The 19554-nt window shown below is 52.7% G+C and carries 19 protein-coding genes; 2 read left to right on the plus strand and 17 right to left on the minus strand.

What is annotated here, in order from left to right:
• Window positions 1-17: 17 nt before the first annotated feature.
• The 5 genes from rplI to yjfP all read right to left on the minus strand — a co-directional run bounded on the left by rplI (window position 18) and on the right by yjfP (window position 2357).
• Entirely contained in the window at window positions 18-470 is a 453-nt protein-coding gene (gene rplI, locus ABIC79_RS19420; RefSeq protein WP_013573778.1) for a 50S ribosomal protein L9, read from the minus strand.
• A gap of 39 nt (window positions 471-509) precedes the next feature.
• A complete protein-coding gene (rpsR, locus tag ABIC79_RS19425) occupies window positions 510-737 on the minus strand; it encodes a 30S ribosomal protein S18 (RefSeq protein WP_002210155.1) in 228 nt (75 codons plus the stop codon).
• A gap of 4 nt (window positions 738-741) precedes the next feature.
• Window positions 742-1059 carry a primosomal replication protein N gene (gene priB / locus ABIC79_RS19430; protein WP_013573777.1) on the minus strand — a complete coding sequence of 106 codons (318 nt, stop codon included), beginning with the start codon at window positions 1057-1059 and terminating at the stop codon, window positions 742-744.
• 5 nt (window positions 1060-1064) lie between these two features.
• On the minus strand, window positions 1065-1457 hold the full coding sequence (rpsF, locus tag ABIC79_RS19435; RefSeq protein ID WP_013573776.1) for a 30S ribosomal protein S6: 393 nt from the start codon (window positions 1455-1457) through the stop codon (window positions 1065-1067).
• A gap of 150 nt (window positions 1458-1607) precedes the next feature.
• On the minus strand, window positions 1608-2357 hold the full coding sequence (yjfP, locus tag ABIC79_RS19440; RefSeq protein WP_013573775.1) for an esterase: 750 nt from the start codon (window positions 2355-2357) through the stop codon (window positions 1608-1610).
• A gap of 279 nt (window positions 2358-2636) precedes the next feature.
• Between yjfP and ABIC79_RS19445 the strand changes: the two genes are divergently transcribed.
• Complete coding sequence (locus ABIC79_RS19445; RefSeq protein ID WP_119261160.1) at window positions 2637-4586, plus strand: methyl-accepting chemotaxis protein; 1950 nt, start codon at window positions 2637-2639, stop codon at window positions 4584-4586.
• 96 nt (window positions 4587-4682) lie between these two features.
• Window positions 4683-4994 (plus strand): biofilm peroxide resistance protein BsmA, encoded by a 312-nt coding sequence (gene bsmA, locus ABIC79_RS19450; protein ID WP_013573773.1) that lies wholly within the window; start codon window positions 4683-4685, stop codon window positions 4992-4994.
• On the opposite strand, the gene ABIC79_RS19455 is transcribed toward bsmA, so the two are convergent.
• The 12 genes from ABIC79_RS19455 to mutL form a co-directional block, all read right to left on the minus strand.
• Window positions 4995-6626: an isovaleryl-CoA dehydrogenase gene (locus ABIC79_RS19455; protein ID WP_013573772.1), complete on the minus strand. Its 1632-nt coding sequence runs from the start codon at window positions 6624-6626 to the stop codon at window positions 4995-4997.
• 136 nt (window positions 6627-6762) lie between these two features.
• Entirely contained in the window at window positions 6763-7506 is a 744-nt protein-coding gene (gene rlmB / locus ABIC79_RS19460; protein WP_014411562.1) for a 23S rRNA (guanosine(2251)-2'-O)-methyltransferase RlmB, read from the minus strand.
• A 92-nt stretch (window positions 7507-7598) separates the two neighbouring features.
• The gene (rnr, locus tag ABIC79_RS19465) at window positions 7599-10097 is read right to left on the minus strand and encodes a ribonuclease R (RefSeq protein ID WP_013573770.1); all 2499 of its coding nucleotides are present in this window, start codon (window positions 10095-10097) and stop codon (window positions 7599-7601) included.
• A gap of 41 nt (window positions 10098-10138) precedes the next feature.
• Complete coding sequence (nsrR, locus tag ABIC79_RS19470; RefSeq protein WP_013573769.1) at window positions 10139-10564, minus strand: nitric oxide-sensing transcriptional repressor NsrR; 426 nt, start codon at window positions 10562-10564, stop codon at window positions 10139-10141.
• Between the two features lie 227 nt (window positions 10565-10791).
• Window positions 10792-12090, minus strand: a complete 1299-nt coding sequence (locus ABIC79_RS19475; RefSeq protein WP_013573768.1) for an adenylosuccinate synthase — start codon at window positions 12088-12090, stop codon at window positions 10792-10794.
• A 144-nt stretch (window positions 12091-12234) separates the two neighbouring features.
• The gene (locus tag ABIC79_RS19480; protein WP_013573767.1) at window positions 12235-12435 is read right to left on the minus strand and encodes a DUF2065 domain-containing protein; all 201 of its coding nucleotides are present in this window, start codon (window positions 12433-12435) and stop codon (window positions 12235-12237) included.
• Between the two features lie 98 nt (window positions 12436-12533).
• Window positions 12534-13532 carry a protease modulator HflC gene (gene hflC, locus ABIC79_RS19485; RefSeq protein WP_013573766.1) on the minus strand — a complete coding sequence of 333 codons (999 nt, stop codon included), beginning with the start codon at window positions 13530-13532 and terminating at the stop codon, window positions 12534-12536.
• Window positions 13533-13534: 2 nt separating this feature from the next.
• The gene (hflK, locus tag ABIC79_RS19490) at window positions 13535-14833 is read right to left on the minus strand and encodes an FtsH protease activity modulator HflK (RefSeq protein WP_013573765.1); all 1299 of its coding nucleotides are present in this window, start codon (window positions 14831-14833) and stop codon (window positions 13535-13537) included.
• 33 nt (window positions 14834-14866) lie between these two features.
• Window positions 14867-16171 carry a ribosome rescue GTPase HflX gene (gene hflX / locus ABIC79_RS19495; protein WP_013573764.1) on the minus strand — a complete coding sequence of 435 codons (1305 nt, stop codon included), beginning with the start codon at window positions 16169-16171 and terminating at the stop codon, window positions 14867-14869.
• A 98-nt stretch (window positions 16172-16269) separates the two neighbouring features.
• Entirely contained in the window at window positions 16270-16578 is a 309-nt protein-coding gene (gene hfq, locus ABIC79_RS19500) for an RNA chaperone Hfq (protein ID WP_013573763.1), read from the minus strand.
• A 114-nt stretch (window positions 16579-16692) separates the two neighbouring features.
• On the minus strand, window positions 16693-17634 hold the full coding sequence (gene miaA, locus ABIC79_RS19505; RefSeq protein WP_121020156.1) for a tRNA (adenosine(37)-N6)-dimethylallyltransferase MiaA: 942 nt from the start codon (window positions 17632-17634) through the stop codon (window positions 16693-16695).
• Window positions 17627-19546 (minus strand): DNA mismatch repair endonuclease MutL, encoded by a 1920-nt coding sequence (gene mutL / locus ABIC79_RS19510; protein ID WP_037034274.1) that lies wholly within the window; start codon window positions 19544-19546, stop codon window positions 17627-17629. Before mutL ends, miaA begins: the two co-directional genes overlap by 8 nt.
• Between the last annotated feature and the right edge of the window lie 8 nt (window positions 19547-19554).

Below are 19554 nucleotides of genomic sequence, written 5' to 3' on the forward strand. Positions count from 1 at the left end.
GGTTAACTTCAGCGCTATTACGCTTCAGCAACCACAACTACGTTCAGTTTAGCGAATACGTCGCTGTGTACCTGGAACTCAACTTCGTGTTCACCAGTGGTACGCAGAACGCCATTCGGCAAACGAACTTCGCTTTTAGCAACTTCAACGCCAGCAGCAGTTACTGCATCAGCAATATCGCGAGTACCGATAGAGCCGAACAGTTTGCCTTCGTCGCCTGATTTAGACGCGATGGTTACTGAACCCAGTTCGTTGATTTTAGTTGCGCGAGCTTCAGCAGCGTTCAGAACGTCAGCCAGTTTGGCTTCCAGTTCTGCACGACGTGCTTCGAAGAACTCAACGTTTTTCTTGGTAGCAGGAACAGCTTTGCCCTGTGGTACCAGGAAGTTACGAGCGTAGCCCGCTTTAACGTTAACTTGATCACCCAGGCTGCCCAGGTTTGCTACTTTATCAAGCAGAATAACTTGCATTACTTTATCCTCTCAAAGTCGTTAATAGACAGTGGCCGATTACTGATGACGATCAGTGTATGGCAACAATGAAAGGTAGCGAGCGCGCTTGATGCAACGAGCGAGCTGACGCTGGTATTTTGCACGAGTACCGGTAATACGGCTCGGGACAATTTTACCGCTTTCGGTAATGTAGTTTTTCAGTGTAGCGATGTCTTTGTAATCAATCTCTACAACGCCTTCCGCGGTGAAACGGCAGAACTTGCGACGACGGAAATAACGTGCCATTAGGCTAGTCTCCAGAATCTATCAAATCAATCTGCTCGGCATGTAACACCACTTTATTCAGACCATTGCGCCCTTGATGGCAGCTAATGAATCCGGTCACAGTGAGTTGCGTGCCGACCGTTATACTGTGAGTTAATGCTTGTGACGCTTGTCCACTGACAACCACGGGCATTCTGCACCATGCTTGTCGGTTAAATCCGGCTTCCTGCTGCGACGATTTGTGCTCTAGCACAAACTGGCAGTGTGGAATGCCCGAAGGACTGACTTTACGAATGGGGGTCTTGCACACAGTGCCCGACAACACCAGACGATTCGCCGTCACGGCAATTACTCTTCAGAATCCCCAGCTTCAGCATCATCGTTAGCTTCAGCAAAGTCTTCGCGGCGATCACGACGCTCGTCTTTTGCTTTAACCATTGGAGATGCTTCAGTTACCGCGTGTTTAGTACGCATAACCATGCTACGGATAACGGCGTCGTTGAAGCGGAAGTTAGTTTCCAGCTCATCGATCGCTTCCTGCGGAGCTTCAACGTTCAGCAGAACGTAGTGGGCTTTGTGCAGTTTGTTGATCGGGTAAGCCAGTTGACGGCGGCCCCAGTCTTCCAGACGGTGAATCTGACCAGCTGCGTTAGTGATTACTGCACTGTAACGCTCGATCATGCCCGGAACCTGTTCGCTTTGGTCAGGGTGAACCATAAAAACGATTTCGTAATGACGCATCGAATTGCTCCTTACGGATTATTCAGCCTCCTGTCAGGGTCAACCGCGGCCCATGGAAGCAAGGAACGTGTTTGTGTGCGGTCGAAAAAATGACGCGCAATTATATGTACAGCCTGTGGGAAACTCAAGGAGAAAGGCAGATTAATTTCTCTACAGCTTTGCAGCGAAGAATGCCGTGACTTCTGCCAGCGCATGAACCGAGACTTTATGCTTCGCGCCAGCTTCAGAAATAAAGGTCAGATTATCATCTGCACCGCTTTCAGCCAGTTCCTGCCGCAAGCGCTGGCTTTCAGCAAAAGGCACCACATCATCTTCTTCACCGTGCCAGACAAACAACGGAATATCTGCGATTAACGCCGCTTTCCCGGTGAAATCCAGACTCAGCAAAGGCGCGATTTCGCGTTCAAATACGTCACGCTGCACAATGCCACCGGCGTTGTAAGCTGGAAAAAGGTGGTGAGATAAACGCGCGAAATAACCAGAGCCCATCAGGTTAGCCGCCGCTTTAATCCATGGGAATTTGATCAGCGCCGCCATGGTGGTCATGCCCCCCATCGAAACCCCAGCGACGCCTAAACGCTGCGGATCCGCCAGACCGCGTCCGACAAACTCGTCTTTCAGACACGCCAGTTCATCAATGTTGTTCTGCAAAATGCTCCAGAAATTCGCCAGACATCGCGCTTCGTCGTTTTCTGCGCGCGCACCGTGCATTAATGCATCAGGCAATATCACGCGAAAACCCGCCTTTGCCAGCGTGTAGCCGAAATATGAGTAAATCTCTTTGGAAGACAGAAAACCATGATAGAAAAAAATCGTCGGAAGTTGTTGCTGATACTGTCCGGCTGGCACGGCATGAATGATCTGGATCCCTTCAATATTTTCTTCGTACATCTCAACCATCGTGCTTTCCCCTGTGCATTTAGAAAAAATATCGGCCTCTGTGAGTTTTGACATTCTACGGGTCTGCAAAACGGCGACCACAACCTTTTTCGTATGATTTATAACCCGTTATTCAAAATCCGCATTTTTCAGTTGGCTGACCTTAATTCAAATTCACACATTTATATTTATTTCATTGATTCAGATCAATTTTACATGAAATAAATAGTTACATTTGATCGTTAATCCTTTCCCGTTCTCCGCCGTTAGTGCGCTATCAGAAGCTAACGGGAAAAACCCATGAAAACGGCATCAAAACGCTCATTTCGACGGTGGAGCATTGGCGCAAAACTGGCCAGCATCGCCTCCCTGCTGGTCGGTTCCTTATTTATTATTTTCACTTTGTCACTGACTCACTCCGCCGGAAAGCAGGTCAATGAACTGGCCGTTAACGCCATTTCCGAGCAGGTGACCGGGGTGGTAGACATGATCGAAATGTACAATGCCAGCCTGAATGCGGAAGTGGACAGCTATACGCGTCTGTTCAGCCATTTTCTGCCATCGGATTTCGAACTTGATACTACCAGCCCGATGATGGTGGGCGATCAGTCAGCACCTGTCATAAAAGCAGGCGGTACGCCACTGAATCTGGATAGCAAAATCCCCGATGATTTTCTGGCGCGCACCGGCGCAATTTCCACAGTGTTTGCACGCCGCGGCGATGACTTTATCCGCGTAACCACGTCCCTGAAAAAACAGGACGGCACCCGCGCCATCGGCACCTTACTCGACAGTAGCAGCCCGGCTTACGCACAGATTATGGCCGGACAATCCTTCAACGGGCTGGCGACACTGTTCGGCAAGAAATACATCACCAAATATCAGCCGGTGCGCGATACGCAGGGCAGCGTGATTGGGATTTTATTTGTGGGTGTCGATATCACCCAGGAATATGCTGATATGCGCCAGAAGATCCTGTCCAAACGCATTGGCGAGAAAGGCTATTTCTTTGTGCTGAACAGCGCACCCGGTAAAGATCTCGGTAAATATCTGGTGCATTTCACTGATGAAGGAAAAACGCCAGCGTGGCCTGAAGGCGAACTGCAGCAGGTCATGTCACAGCCAAAAGGCCAGCGTGAATACACTGACGCAACCAGCCAGCATCAGCAATTCATGGTATATGCGAATGTGCCGGCCTGGCATTGGGTGGTGGTCGGCAGTACCGATAAAAACAGCCTGGTGGAACAGGTCAACAGCACGCGTAATCACTTCCTGATGGTGAGCCTGCTGGCGCTGGCATGTTTCGCTGCACTGTTTATCTGGCTGACGCGCAAGCTGGTCAGCCGCCCGCTGAGCGACGTCGTGAGTATTGCGCAACAATATGCCAGCGGTGACCTGCGCGCGCGGGCTGAAACCCAGCGTGTTGATGAAATTGGTGCCCTGATGCATGCGATCGACGGCATCGGCCACGGGCTGGAAAAAATTGTCGGTGAAGTCCGGCAGGTTTCCTCTGAAATTATGATGAATACGCAAGGACTTGCGCACGACAGCGAGCAGATTAATCATCAGATCGGCACGCAAGCCAGCAGTCTGGAAGAAACCTCAGCCAGCATGGAGCAGATCACCGCTACCGTACAGAACACGGCGGACAATGCCACACAGGCCACTCAACTGGTGCAACAGACCGACAAAGCGGCCACTGTCGGTGCTGATGCAGTAAATCAGTCGGTTGAGAGCATGGAGGCCATTAAGCACGCCTCAACGCGTATCGCGGATATCACGACCGTCATCGAGGGCATCGCCTTCCAGACCAATATTCTGGCCCTTAACGCCGCCGTAGAAGCCGCCAGAGCCGGTGAGCACGGGCGCGGATTCGCGGTTGTCGCTGCAGAAGTCCGGGCGCTGGCACAGCGCAGTTCAAATGCGGTGAAGGAGATTGAAAATCTGGTCGCGGATTCCCTGAGCAAAGTCGAGGACGGCCACCAGAGCGCAGCCAAAACGCAGGTAAACATGAACGATATTTTGCAGGGTATTCGCCAGGTCAAAGTGCTGATGAGCGATATCGATCTGGCCTCGCACGAGCAGTCGTCCGGTATTTCACAGGTAAACATTGCCATTATGCAGATTGGTAAAGCGACGCAGGAGAACGCCACGCTGGTGGAGAATTCACAGCAAACTGCGGCGGCGCTCAGCGAACAAGGCCGCCATCTCTCACAACTGGTCAGCGTCTTTAAAATTTCCGAACGGTAAGACGTGAATTGCGCGGCAATATACACCGCGCGGACTCGCCAGCACACCGGTGAAAGGGCTACACTTCAGGGTATCGCCCTTTTACCGGATATCACGATGAAACCCCTCCGAATCTCCGCTGCGCTGTTGTTACTGGTTGCGCTAAGCGGTTGCAGTAATCTGATGCAAACCACGCCGGTTCCGCCGCCTGCCGTGACAACCAAAGCGCAGGAAATTACCCGTGCGCAGACTTCCACTCTCACCAAAATTGGCAGCATCACGGTCGATGTGATTGGCAGCCCGATGGATGCCGAAGCAGAAGTGCAGCGCCGCGCCGATGCGGCGGGTGCGCATTACTATGTGATCATGTTTAACAGCGAAACTATTATTCCCGGCCGCTGGTATTCACAGGCCACACTCTACCGCTGATTATTCAGCGCCGATCGCCCGGTTAAGCAACAACTGGCACAAACGTTCCGGCAACAGCGTTTCTCCACGCGGATCAAGCACCAGGCGGCACCAGGCGTCTGCTAGCGGTGGCGACGCAAACTCCAGCATTTGCGTCGCGGTCAGCAGGTTAAATAGCTGACCGGTAAGCCAGCGCCCCTGAGCTTCTTCCGGCCTGCGCAACCGTTGTAAAAACTGGCGCGACGCCCGGTCAAAGACGCGGTTTTGTCCGCGCGCCTGATGCAAAATCTGCTGAACCATTTCCGCGCTGGCAGGCAGTTTTTTCAGCGTGCGCAGCACATCAAGACACATAACGTTTCCCGATCCTTCCCAGATACTGTTGACCGGCATTTCACGGTACAAACGCGGCAACTCGCTGTCTTCGCAATAGCCAATCCCTCCCAGCACTTCCATCGCCTCTGCCACAAACGGCATTCCCTGGCGGCACACTTCGAACTTTGCAGCGGGCGTCATCAGGCGGCATAACAATTTTTCCGCCGGATTATCCTGCGCATCCGACGCCGCAGCCAGACGCATCAGCAACATCGTCTGCCCTTCCAGCAACAGTGCCATCCGGCTCAGCGTCTGGCGCATCAGCGGTTGTTCGATAAGAGGTTTACCAAAAACCTGCCGCTGGAAGGCGTGGTAAAGCGCTACCGACAACGCCCGGCGCATCATAGCGTGGCTGCCCAGCGCGCAGTCAAAGCGCGTATGACCGCCCATTTTCAGGATATGGCGGACGCCCTCGCCTTCTTCGCCCAGCAGCCAGCCGGTGGCATTCTGAAACTCCACTTCGCTGCTGGCGTTCGAACGGTTACCCAGTTTGTCTTTCAGGCGTTCGATGCGGATCGCATTGCGCGTTCCGTCTGGCAATACGCGCGGCAGAAAGAAGCAGGACAGTCCGCCATCAGTCTGCGCCAGCACCAGATGCGCATCGCTTTGCGGCACGGAGAAGAACCATTTGTGGCCCACCAGATGATAAGGTTTTCCGCTGCCGCGTCCTTCCAGCGCCGTCGCCCGCGTGGTGTTGCTGAGCACGTCAGAGCCGCCCTGTTTTTCCGTCATGCCCATGCCGATCAGCACGCCTTTCTTCTGATCGCCAGATTGCAGATGCGGATCATAACGGTCAGATAACAGCGGTTTCATCCAGCCACTGAACTCCGGCGGCAGATATTTTTGCAGCAACGGGATCGCGCCAAATGTCATCGTCACCGGGCATAACGTCCCCGCTTCAACCTGACCGTGAAGAATAAAACGCGCCGCACGCGCCACCACCGAACCGATACGCGCATCTTCCTGCCAGGGTAAATTGTGCACGCGGTTGGCGATCAACCCTTGCATCAGCAGATGCCACGCGGGATGGAAACGCACGTCATCAAGACGTTCACCGGTGGTGTCATAACGCAAAAGATCGGGCGGATTGGTATTCGCCAGCCTTCCCAGCTCCAGCGATTCTGCAGAGCCTAACTGTTGCCCGAGGGACGCCAGGACATCGGCATCCCAGCCCGCCTGCTGGCGGGAAACCGCTTCGCGCAACGGGGTGTCGGAAAGGAATAAATTGCTGTTACTCAGTGGTTTGGGTTGATTGAAAACCCGGTGTGTTTCCCAGTCCATCGCCTGCTCCCTGTTAAAAGGATATGGCGTAAGTATGGTAAAAATCGGGAAATTAACAGGCGGACAGATCACAAAGGCAGAAATGCAAACGGGAGCCCTGAGGCTCCCGTTTAATCAGCGGATCAATAAACGACAATCAGCTTTTCTTCAGGCCGCGCTGACGTACCGCTTCGAACAGGCAAACACCGGTGGCTACGGAAACATTCAGGGAAGAGACGCTCCCCGCCATCGGGATGCTGATCAGTTCGTCGCAATGTTCGCGGGTCAGACGGCGCATACCTTCGCCTTCTGCGCCCATCACCAGCGCCATCGGGCCGGTCATTTTACTCTGGAACAGGTCATGATCGGCTTCACCGGCCGTGCCGACGATCCAGACATTATGTTCCTGCAATACGCGCAACGTACGCGCCAGATTGGTCACGTTGATCAACGGCACGTTTTCAGCGGCGCCGCTGGCAACTTTTTTGGCGGTGGCGTTCAGTTTCGCAGAACGGTCGCGCGGAACAATCACCGCGTGAACACCCGCCGCATCCGCGGTACGCAGACAGGCACCCAGGTTATGTGGATCCGTTACGCCATCCAGCACCAGCAGGAACGGACAATCGAGGCTTTCCAGCAACGCAGGCAGGTCATTTTCCTGATACTGGCGGCCTTCGCGCACTCGCGCAATAATCCCCTGATGCACAGCACCTTCGGATTTCTCATCCAGCCACTGGCGGCTCGCCACCTGGATCACGATACCACTGGCTTCCAGCTCGTCGATTAGCGGTTTCAGGCGTTTATCGTCACGGCCTTTCAGGATAAAGACTTCCAGAAAGCGTTGCGGATCGTTGTCGAGTAAGGCTTTAACGGAGTGAATACCGTAGATAATTTCGCTCATGATGCTCTTTAAAATAGACTTGCGGACAGCAAGCTGTCCGCAATTTAGTAAGGTTACAGACGATTCTATCATAGAAGAATCGTCAGAAAGGACTAGCTGTCAGACTGCTTTTTCTTCGCGCGTTTGGCTCTGGTGGCCGCCGCAATTTTTGCAGTTTTGTCAGAAGGCTTTTTGGCTTTCTTCGGTTTACCGTCTTTACCCACAGCACTGACCGCTTTCTCTTTCTTCGGTTTGGCTGGTTTTGCGTCATCTTTGCGGAACGCGCTGTCCGGCTCAAAATTCACGTTTTTCTTAGCGGTACGCCGACGGCCAGCATTAGCTGGCGCGGCAGAACGCATGGTACGTTCGCCACCTTTTTTGGCGCGGTCACGCGCGGTTTTGCCTTCACCCCGTGCTTTGCGGGTGCTGGAAACCAGCGCGAAATCGATTTTACGTTCGTCCATATGCACGGCTTCAACACGAATTTCTACCGTATCGCCCAGGCGATAAACCGCACCGGAGGATTCACCCACCAGACGCTGACCGATGTTATCGTAACGGTAATAATCATTGTCGAGCGATGACACGTGCACCAGGCCGTCGATGAACAGATCGTTGAGGCGGACGAAGAAGCCAAAGCCGGTGACACTGGCGATAATGCCGGTGAAGACTTCACCCACATGATCTTGCATGAAGTCGCACTTCAGCCAGTCCGCCACGTTGCGGGTGGCTTCGTCCGCGCGGCGTTCTGCCATCGAACAATGCTCGCCGAGCTGCAACATATCTTCGTAATCACTGTGCCAGCCGCCGGTTGGCGTCCAGCGATCTTTCAACGTGCCGTGCTCTTTCGCCAGCAGATACTTGATCGCGCGGTGCAATGCCAGATCCGGATAACGACGGATTGGCGACGTAAAATGCCCGTAAGAAGGCAATGCCAGACCAAAGTGGCCACGGTTTTCCGGATCGTAAATCGCCTGTTTCATTGAACGCAGCAACATAGTTTGCAGCATTTCGCGGTCAGGACGATCGGCCAGTTCATCCATGATCTGAGCATAATCTTTCGGCTCAGGCTTCATGCCGCCGCCCATCACCAGACCCAATTCACCCAGCACGCTTTTCAGCGCGGAGATATGGTCATCGCTTGGACGGTCATGCACGCGGAACAGCGCCGGTTCGTTATGTTTTTCAACAAAACGCGCCGCAGCAATGTTCGCCATGATCATGCACTCTTCGATCAGTTTGTGGGCATCGTTACGTACGGTCGGTTCGACACGTTCGATACGACGCTCAGCATTGAAGATAAATTTCGCTTCTTCGGTTTCGAACGCGATACCGCCACGTTCTGCACGCGCCTGATCCAGCACTTTGTACATGGTGTGCAGTTCAAGCAGATGCTTAACCAGCGGCGAATATTGCTCGCGCAGTTCCGGATCGCCTTCGATGATGCGCCAGACTTTGTTGTATGTCAGACGCGCGTGAGAGCTCATCACGGCTTCGTAGAATTTAGAGCTGGTCAGTTTGCCCTGCGCGGAGATAGTCATCTCACAGACCATACACAGGCGGTCTACCTGCGGGTTCAGCGAACACAGGCCATTAGACAGCACTTCCGGCAGCATCGGCACAACCTGTGACGGGAAATACACCGACGTAGCGCGGCTGCGGGCTTCATCGTCCAGCGCGGTGCCGTGACGGACGTAATAGCTCACGTCGGCGATTGCCACCCACAGGCGCCAGCCACCACCACGTTTTTTCTCACAGTACACGGCGTCATCGAAGTCACGGGCATCTTCACCATCAATGGTGACCAGCGGCAGACTGCGTAAATCCACGCGACCTTTTTTCGCTTCTTCCGGCACCTGTTCGCTCAGGTCTTCGACCTGTTTGAGAACCTGTGGCGGCCAGACATGCGGGATTTCATGGGTGCGCAGGGCGATATCTACCGCCATGCTGGTGCCCATTTTATCGCCGAGGACTTCAACGATTTTACCGACCGCTTTGGTACGGCGGGTCGGACGCTGTGTCAGCTCGACCACCACCATATATCCCATGCGTGCGCCGTTAATGGCATCGGCCGGGATCAGAATATCAAAGCTCAGACGACTGTCGTCGGGTACCACAAAACCGGCACCCGCATCGGTAAAGTAACGGCCCACAATCTGGCTCATTTTAGGCACCAGAACACGCACGATGCGCGCTTCACGGCGGCCTTTACGGTCGGTTCCAACTGGTTGTGCCAGGACCACGTCACCGTGGATGCACATTTTCATTTGTTCAGCAGACAAATACACATCGTCTTTCTTCACGCCTTCCAGGCGCAGGAAACCGTAACCATCACGATGGCCGATAACCGTGCCTTTCAGCAAGTCCAGACGCTCCGGCAGCGCGTAGCACTGGCGGCGGGTAAAGACTAACTGGCCGTCACGCTCCATTGCGCGCAAACGGCGACGCAGGGCTTCCAGCGCTTCTTCTCCGGAAAGATTCAGTTCGTTACCAATTTCTTCCCGGCTGGCTGGGGTTTCACGTTTCGCGAGATGTTCCAGAATAAATTCACGGCTGGGAATAGGTGATTCGTATTTTTCTGCTTCTCGTTCCAGGAATGGATCTTGTGACATAGCGGTTCCTCCGTTGTCATCAGCAGTTTGTTGAAAGTCTTTCATTCAACAAGCAATAATTTATAGAGCGTTGAGTTGTCTTTGACCATATCGGCCAGAGTGTACTGATTCAGCTCATCAAGAAAATGTTCTACAGCAGTGTGCAGGACTTGTTTTAGTCGGCATGCAGGCGTGATGTGACAAAAGTCGCTGGCGCAATTGACCAGCGAAAGAGGTTCCAGTTCGCGCACCACGTCGCCAATGCGAATGGTCTCTGCGGGCTTGCCCAGTTTAATACCTCCGTTCTTTCCGCGAACGGCAGTGACCAGACCAGCACGGCTCAACTGATTAATGATTTTCACCATGTGGTTGCGCGATACACCGTAAACCTCGGTGACCTGCGAAATGTTGGTCATCTGATCGTCAGGCAACGAAGCCATATAAATCAACGCTCTCAAACCATAATCAGTAAAACTCGTTAACTGCACACATACCTCTGGGTAGCTATTACCCGGTCTTTCCACGCCAGCAATGACAACAGGGTGAAGATGATTGTTTATTATGACACTTTGATGATAAACCAGCCGCGAACTTTGCAGCTAATCATTTAGATAGTGGATGGTTTATGGAAAGTAAACAAGTGAAGGGATTCAGAAAAAAATAAACCGGGCAATTTTGCCCGGTTATGACGTTTTTACACAATCAGCTCTGACTGTTATGCATCAAACGGGTCACGCAGAATCATCGTTTCGCTACGATCCGGGCCAGTAGAGATAATATCAACCGGCACTTCAGTCAGCTCTTCGATACGCTTGATATAGTTAAGCGCTGCCTGCGGCAGGTTTTCGACTTCTTTCACCCCAAAGGTGGTTTCGGTCCAGCCGGGCATGATTTCGTAGATTGGCTCGATACCTTCCCAGCCTTCAGCAGCCAGCGGTGTAGTCGTCATTTCACGGCCATCAGGCATGCGGTAACCGACACACAGCTTCACTTCTTTCAGACCGTCCAGCACATCCAGTTTAGTCAGACAAAAACCAGACAGGGAGTTGATCTGCACAGAGCGGCGAACCGCCACGATGTCCAGCCAGCCACAACGACGGCTACGGCCAGTGGTCGCGCCAAACTCGTTACCTTGCTTGCGCAGGAACTCGCCGGTTTCATCAAACAGTTCAGTCGGGAACGGACCTGCACCCACGCGGGTAGAGTAGGCTTTCACGATGCCGAGCACATAATCAACATAACGTGGACCAATACCTGAACCGGTAGCAACGCCGCCAGCAGTGGTGTTGGAAGAGGTTACGTACGGATAAGTCCCGTGGTCGATGTCCAGAAGCGTACCTTGCGCGCCTTCGAACATGATCAGATCGCCACGCTTACGCGCGCCATCCAGCAGCTCAGAGACGTCAACAACCATTGCGGTCAGGATGTCGGCAATCGCCATCACATCATCCAACGTTTTCTGGAAATCAACGGCTTCTACTTTGTAGTAGTTCACCAGCTGGAAGTTATGGTATTCGATGATTTCTTTCAGCTTGATAGCGAAAGTTTCTTTGTTGAAGAGATCGCCTACGCGCAGACCGCGACGGGCTACTTTATCTTCATAAGCCGGGCCGATGCCACGACCGGTGGTGCCGATCGCTTTATCGCCACGCGCTTTTTCGCGCGCCATGTCGAGTGCGACATGATAAGGCAGGATCAGCGGGCAAGCTTCAGACAGTAACAGACGTTCGCGTACAGGGATGCCACGAGCTTCAAGTTCGCCCATTTCTTTCATCAACGCGTCAGGCGCCAGTACAACACCGTTGCCGATGATGCTGGTCACGTTTTCACGCAGAATGCCAGAAGGAATTAAATGAAGAACGGTTTTTTCACCGTTGATAACCAGAGTGTGACCGGCGTTGTGACCGCCCTGATAGCGCACAACATATTTAGCCCGTTCAGTAAGCAGGTCTACGACCTTGCCTTTCCCTTCATCACCCCATTGAGTGCCGAGTACGACGACGTTCTTACCCATCTCAAGAATCACCAGGTTGCTTAAAAAAGGATTCTAACATCTCATTCTGTGCTTTCCAGCACTTTTAGCACACGTTTGCGGGAAAAATTTTAATTGCGTGCTACCGGTCTCAGCGAGACGTGACAAGCCCGGCGTAACAAACCCTCATCCACCCAGACGACTACGCAACATGTAGTAAATTACGAAGCCTGCGACCACAAGACCCCCGCCAAAACGGCGTAAAACCGTGTCCGGAAGATTCGCCAGCGAGAGGATCATTTTTCGCCATGTTTTTGGATAAAGCATCGGCCCCAGGCCTTCAAGAACCAAAACTAAGGCCAGCGCCAGCCAGATTGTCGCATTCATGATGAATCGTTCTCATTACATCCCTTCCCTAAAAAGAAAGAAGGATTTCAGAAAAGACAAAAGGCCCCTGAAGGGCCTTTTGGAAATTGCAGAAGCAATTATTTATTTTTTTCAGGTGACTTCATAAAGCGGAAGAAATCGCTGTCAGGGCTTAACACCATGACGTCGTTGCCGCTCTTAAAGCTGGCCTCGTAAGCACGCAGGCTACGGATGAATGCGTAGAAGTCAGGATCCTGGCTGAACGCATCAGCAAACAGTTTCGCCGCTTCGGCATCTCCTTCACCGCGGGTGATACGGGCAGTACGCTCTGCTTCAGCAACAGTACGGGTTCTTTCGTAATCCGCAGCAGCCTGAATTTTGGTCGCCTCTTCTTTACCCTGAGAGATGTGACGCAATGCCACCGCATTACGCTCAGCACGCATACGATCGTAAATCGCGCTGGACACTTCTTCCGGCAAGTTGATTTGTTTCAGACGTACATCCACCACTTCGATCCCCAATGCCGCCATGCTGTTCGGGTTCACCGCAGGTTGTTTACCTTTGGTTTCCTGCTCAACACGTTTTGCTGCAGAGGCAATCGCATCATCGGCTTCGGTGGTCGCTTCAGGCTCATCGCCTACGCTACCGGTGTTCAGGGCATCACGCACATCCAGCGTCAGACGGCCACGGGAATCGGTCACGATATCTTTCACATCAAGACGACCAATTTCAGAACGCAGACGGTCACTGAATTTACGTTTCAGCAGAATTTCTGCCTGAGATACATCACCACCGCCTGTTGCCAGGTAGTAGCGGCTGAAATCACTGATACGCCATTTCAGGTAAGAATCGACGATTAAGTCTTTCTTCTCGCTGGTGACGAAGCGGTCAGCCTGGTTATCCATGGTCTGGATACGCGCGTCGAGCATTTTAATGGATTCCACGAATGGAACTTTAAAATGCAGGCCCGGCGCATACACCAGCGGTTTATTATCGCTGTCACGCAGGACTTTACCAAAGCGCAGCACAATACCGCGCTGACCTTCCTGAACAACAAACAGTGAAGCATAAAGCGCCACCAGCACCACAACGACGATAAGTAAAAATGACTTACGCATTGTTATTCTCTCCCTACGCGAAGTGTATCGTCACGCTGTGCATTTGCACGGCGCTGGTCCATGACACTGCCAGACGAACGGGAACTGCTGTTATCGGCACTGCTTTTACTGTTACTGCTGGTTAAACCTGGAACGGAAGGCAACAAACCTGTTTCATCATTTTTGCTGGTGTCGTTGGCTGCTGCGTTATTTCCACGCAGCATTTGATCCAGCGGCAAGACCATCAGGTTATTCCCTTTATCACTCACCAGCACTTTACGGGTGTGGCTGAGGACTTTTTCCATGGTTTCGATATACAGACGCTCGCGGGTAATTTCCGGCGCGGCTTTATATTCAGGTAACAGTTTGGAGAAACGGGCCACTTCACCCTGTGCTTCCAGAACCGTACGATCTTTATAGGCTTTAGCATCTTCCAGTAAGCGCTGTGCTTCACCGTTTGCCAGAGGCTGAATCTGGTTCGCGTAAGCTTCTGCTTCACGAATAGACTGTTGTTCTCTTTCACGGGCGGCGATCGCGTTATCGAAGGAAGCTTTCACTTCTTCCGGCGGACGCGCGGTCTGGAAGTTGACGTCCTGAATGGTAATACCCATTTTGTACGGACGAATAGTTTCTTCCAGTACACGCTGGGTATCGCTACGCACGGTAGTACGGCCTTCCGTCAGGATTTTATCCATCGTGTATTTGCCGATAACGCCACGTAATGCGCTGTCAGTCGCCTGGCTCAGGCTGTCGTCAGGGTTGGCGACGCTGAACAGATAAGCTTCAGGATCCGTCACGCGATACTGCACGTTCATTTCAACGCGCACAACGTTCTCATCAGACGTCAGCATTACACCAGACGCAGCAAGTTCACGTACCGATTCTACGTTTACTGCACGAACTTGATCGATGAAGGTCGGTTTCCAGTTCAGGCCAGGCTCAACCAGATGGCTGAACTTACCAAAACGGGTCACAACGCCACGCTCGGCTTCTTTAATGGTATAGAAACCCGTTGCTGCCCAGATCACCACCACCGCTGCGACCGCGATGCCAACAATCCGGCCACCACTCATCCCATGACCGGAACCCGTTGGTGCGCCATTGTTGCTGTTATTGTTGTTGCCTGAACCTTTTCCACCGAAGCCCCCCAGCTTTTTGCTGAGCTTACGGAAGATATCATCCAGATCAGGTGGCCCCTGATTGCGGCCGCCTTTGTTGTCGTTATTTCCACCAGAATTTCCACCAGAGTTGCCGCTATTATTATTGCTGCTGCCCCAGGGGTCGCGGTCCTGTCCGTTATTACCGGGCTGATTCCACGCCATGTTATAGCTCCATTATTCTATGATTGGTGTTCTTCAGGCCAAATCAGACAGACTCTGGTTGCGGACATAGCTTTCCAGTTCCTGCTCTTGTTTGCAGAGGCGACGCCAGTCAACGATGGGCATTCGCACCATCAGACCAATACTGCCATCCTCTTCAATCCATTCTTTTTCAATGGCCTGAAGCTGGTAAAAACGGCTACGAAGTCGGCCTGCTTCCGGCGGTAAGCACAATTCATGCTGCGCAATCTCGCCAGAGAGTCGCTCCGTTAATGCCTGGAAAAGCAACGGAATACCTTCACCTGTCACGGCTGAGAGCCAGACCCTGACCGGCAAATTCTCCTCGTTGCGGTCGATACGCGGAACAAAGTCATCCAGCATATCTATTTTGTTCATCACTAACAGCGCAGGAATTTCATCTGCTTCGATCTCTGCCAGCACCGTATTCACCGCGTCAATATTTTCCTGAACACGGATGTCCGCTGCATCAATCACATGGAGTAACAGAGATGCCTGTCGGGTTTCCTGCAACGTTGCTTTAAAAGCCGCAACCAAATCATGGGGCAGGTGACGAATAAACCCTACGGTGTCCGCCAAAACCGTCTCCCCGACATCTGCCACTATAATACGGCGCAGCGTAGGATCCAGCGTAGCAAACAACTGATTGGCCACGTAGACATCGGCCTGAGTAATACGGTTAAAGAGTGTGGATTTCCCGGCGTTGGTATACCCAACCAAAGACACCGTCGGAATATCCGCACGAACGCGTGAACGACGACCCTGTTCACGCTGCTTAGCCACTTTTTCAAGACGGCTGAGGATCAAAGTGATTCTGTCCCGCAGCAAGCGGCGGTCAGTTTCGAGCTGGGTTTCACCTGGGCCACGCGCGCCAATGCCGCCGCCCTGCCGCTCAAGGTGCGTCCAGCCGCGAACCAGTCGGGTAGCAATGTGGCGTAATTGCGCCAGTTCTACTTGTAACTTACCTTCATGTGTTCGGGCCCGCTGGGCAAAAATATCTAATATCAATCCGGTGCGGTCGACAACTCGACATTCGCATAAGGCTTCCAGGTTTCTTTCCTGGCCGGGAGACAAGGCGTGATCAAACAGGATGACAGAGGCGCCCGTTGCTTTGACGGCATCTGCGATTTCTTGGGCCTTTCCTTCACCGACAAAGTATTTTGGGTGCGGTGCCTTGCGGCTCCCGGTGACGACTTGCAACGCCTCTACACCTGCAGAAGATACCAGCGATTCAAATTCGCTCAGGTCTTCCGTGTCTTTGTCCTGCGAGAAATAGATATGAACCAGTACGGCCTGCTCACCGGCTTCATAACGGTCAAACAAGCTTGCGACCTCTCATTTGGGAAAAATTCGCCAGCCGGGGGTGCATAAGCATAATCGGAATACTTATGAACCCCTTCGTGGTTGACCAACGTTGCGCTTTATTCAGCGTCATCGTTTTCCTGCTGCGGCTGTTGCGCAGACGGAGTGCTACCTTGGTGATAATTGTTGGTGCTGCCCGAACCTGGATTATTGCTATGGTGTGACACCGGGCGGGAAGGCACTACGGTGGAGATAGCGTGTTTATACACCATCTGGCTAACCGTATTTTTTAACAGAATGACAAACTGGTCAAAAGACTCAATCTGGCCTTGCAGCTTAATACCATTCACCAAGTAAATAGAAACCGGAACACGTTCACGACGCAATGCGTTCAGGAACGGATCTTGCAAAGATTGCCCCTTAGCCATTCTATCTTTTCCTTATTAGTTTGTTGTTTGTAACTTTGAGCCTATCGGCTCGAAAATAAATCACATAAAAAATTTGCGCGCTGAGTACTGATCAATTGTACACAATCACCCAACCTATGCACTAACAACCTGAATTACACGGTTTAAGGCCTCTTCTGGCTTCTCAGAATCGAGCCATTCGACACTCTCCCAACCTCGCAACCAGGTCATCTGACGTTTGGCCAGCTGTCGTGTCGCGCAAACACCACGATAAACCATTTCATCGTAATCGAATTCACCAGACAAATATGACCACATCTGGCGATAACCCACACAACGAATGGAAGGCAAATCTGTATGCAAATCGCCCCGGGCTATCAGCGTTCTGACTTCGTCTTCAAAACCATTGGACAACATCTGACTAAAACGTTCCTCGATCCGCACATGTAATAATTCCCGGCGGGTCGGCGCAATCGCAAACTGATGTACGCGATAGGGTAATGTTTCACCCGAAATTTTAGTCAGTTCCGTTAAAGTTTTACCCGAAATAAAAAAAACTTCCAGTGCTCTGGACAGTCTCTGCGGATCATTCGGATGAATTCGCATAGCCGCAACGGGATCTATTTTGCGCAACTGGTCATGTAACGCCTCCCAACCCTGTTCTGCAGCCTGCTTTTCGATACGCTCGCGCACGACAGGATCAGCAGGTGGCAAAGGGGAAAGACCTTCAAGCAATGCCTTGAAATAAAGCATAGTCCCACCTACCAATAACGGGATCTTATTGCGCGAGGTTATTTCTGCCATTTCGCGTAATGCGTCTCGACGAAAGTCAGCCGCCGAATAAGCCACCGTCGGGTCAAGAATATTAATCAACCGGTGCGGTGCTTCAGCCAGCTCTTCTGCCGTGGGTTTCGCCGTGCCAATATCCATCCCGCGATAAATCAGGGCGGAATCGACACTGATAAGCTCGACAGGCAGGTGTTTCAGCAGCGACATCGCCAATGCTGTTTTACCTGAGGCGGTCGGCCCCATAATAAAGATTGCCGGGGGAAATGCGTTGTTTTCAGAATCAGTCATGCTTAAAAGCCGCCAGCGCGGACTGTAAATCAAGAGGTTGCAGAAGGCCGGACGGGGGCGATTTCACCAATTGCGGGCAAAGACGCTCAACATCCGTGAGTAATTGTATGGCTTGCGAAATCGTCCAGACCTCATGCTCGCAGCCGCAGTGGCGGGCAAACCACATAGCTACCGCATCAGAAGTCACCTCCTGCTGAACAGCAAGGTAACCTAACAGATCAGGTATCAACTTTTGTAAATTTTGTTGGCGTAATGGTAAAGGTACCGCGCGAACCGTCACACGCTGTGACTCACTGAGCATTTCTAAACCAAAATGCTGTAATAACGCCTGATGGCGCGCCAGCACGGCGGTCTCTTCTTTCTGCATTGTCAGCTTCAGCGGAATTAATAACGGCTGCGGCCGCAATCCTTCTTCGGGTGGTGTCAGCTGCGCCCATTTCAGCCAGCGATCGGCCACCGGTAACGCCAGCAACACCAGTTGTTTGCCGCGCTCCAGTAACGCATATTCCGCGGAACATACCGTCAGCACGCGCCCGAAACTCTGGCTGTGTGATTCCAGCGCCGGTTCCGTCAGTGTACGGGCCACTGAAACGGCGGGCTTAGCGGGCTGTGCCACAGCAGGTGCCGGTTCCTGTAAGGAAAACGACTCCGGCGCGGGCTGCAACAAACGTCCGTAAGCTTTGCTTTCTGAAGGATTGTAAGCGGGTTCCGTGCTGCGATAAGCAGATTCACGTGGCTGGCTGGCGCGGGCAGTTTCAGGAAACACATTTTCGCGCGGGGAATTGTTTTCCCGCGATGCCGGCACTTTGCGTTCTGCCGGCTGCGAGAAATGATTGCCACCCGCCGCCTGACGATTTTCCTGCTGCCAGCGCGGCGTATCTTCCTGAAGCTGTGGCTCGTCAAGAACGGGTGCCCCGGCCTGCTGCAATACGGACATCACCGCCTGATAAATAAAATCATGTACCAGCCGCGACTGATGGAAACGCACCTCGTGTTTTGCCGGATGCACATTCACATCCACCTGATGCGGATCGACATCCAGATAAAGCACATACGCGGGCTGCTGATCATCTTTGAGCTGATCCTGATACGCCTGGCGGATCGCGTGATTAATCAGGCGATCTTTCATCATGCGGTTGTTCACATAGCAATACTGCATATCTGTCAGACTGCGCGAACCCGCCGGATCGGCGACCCAGCCACGGATCGCCAGATCACCGTGGCTCCATTCCACTTCCAGTGCGTGCTCGACAAACGCCGGGCTACAAATACTGGCCAGACGGCGGGAGAACTGTGAACGGTCTTTCACCGCGCGATACTGACGGATGAGTTTGCCGTTGTGGCTGAGATTGACGGAAACGTCAAAGCGCGCCAGCGCAATTCGCCGGACAACTTCATCGATATGGGTGAATTCGGTTTTCTCAGTGCGCATGAATTTACGGCGGGCGGGCGTATTGTAAAACAGATCCAGCACTTCAACCGTCGAGCCTTGCGGATGCGCCGCCGGTTTGACCGTCACCGCCATATCCCGCCCTTCAGCATAGGCCTGCCAGGCTTCATTCTGCTCTGCGGTGCGCGATGTCAGAATCAGGCGCGATACCGAGCTGATACTGGCCAGCGCTTCGCCGCGAAATCCGAGGCTCAGGATTGCTTCCAGATCATCAAGACAGGTGATTTTACTGGTGGCATGACGTGCCAGCGCCAGCGCCAGATCGTCTTTGCCAATCCCGCAGCCGTTGTCGCGAATGCGGATAAGCTTGGCGCCACCGCGATCGATATCAATATCAATACGCGTCGCGCCCGCATCAAGGCTGTTTTCCACCAGTTCCTTCACCACGGAAGCCGGTCTTTCGACAACTTCGCCCGCTGCTATCTGGTTAGCAAGTTGCGGCGGCAGTACCTTGATCGGCATAGCGGCTC

It is taken from the genome of Rahnella sp. 2050 (genome assembly GCF_040544515.1).
GTDB lineage: Bacteria > Pseudomonadota > Gammaproteobacteria > Enterobacterales > Enterobacteriaceae > Rahnella > Rahnella aceris.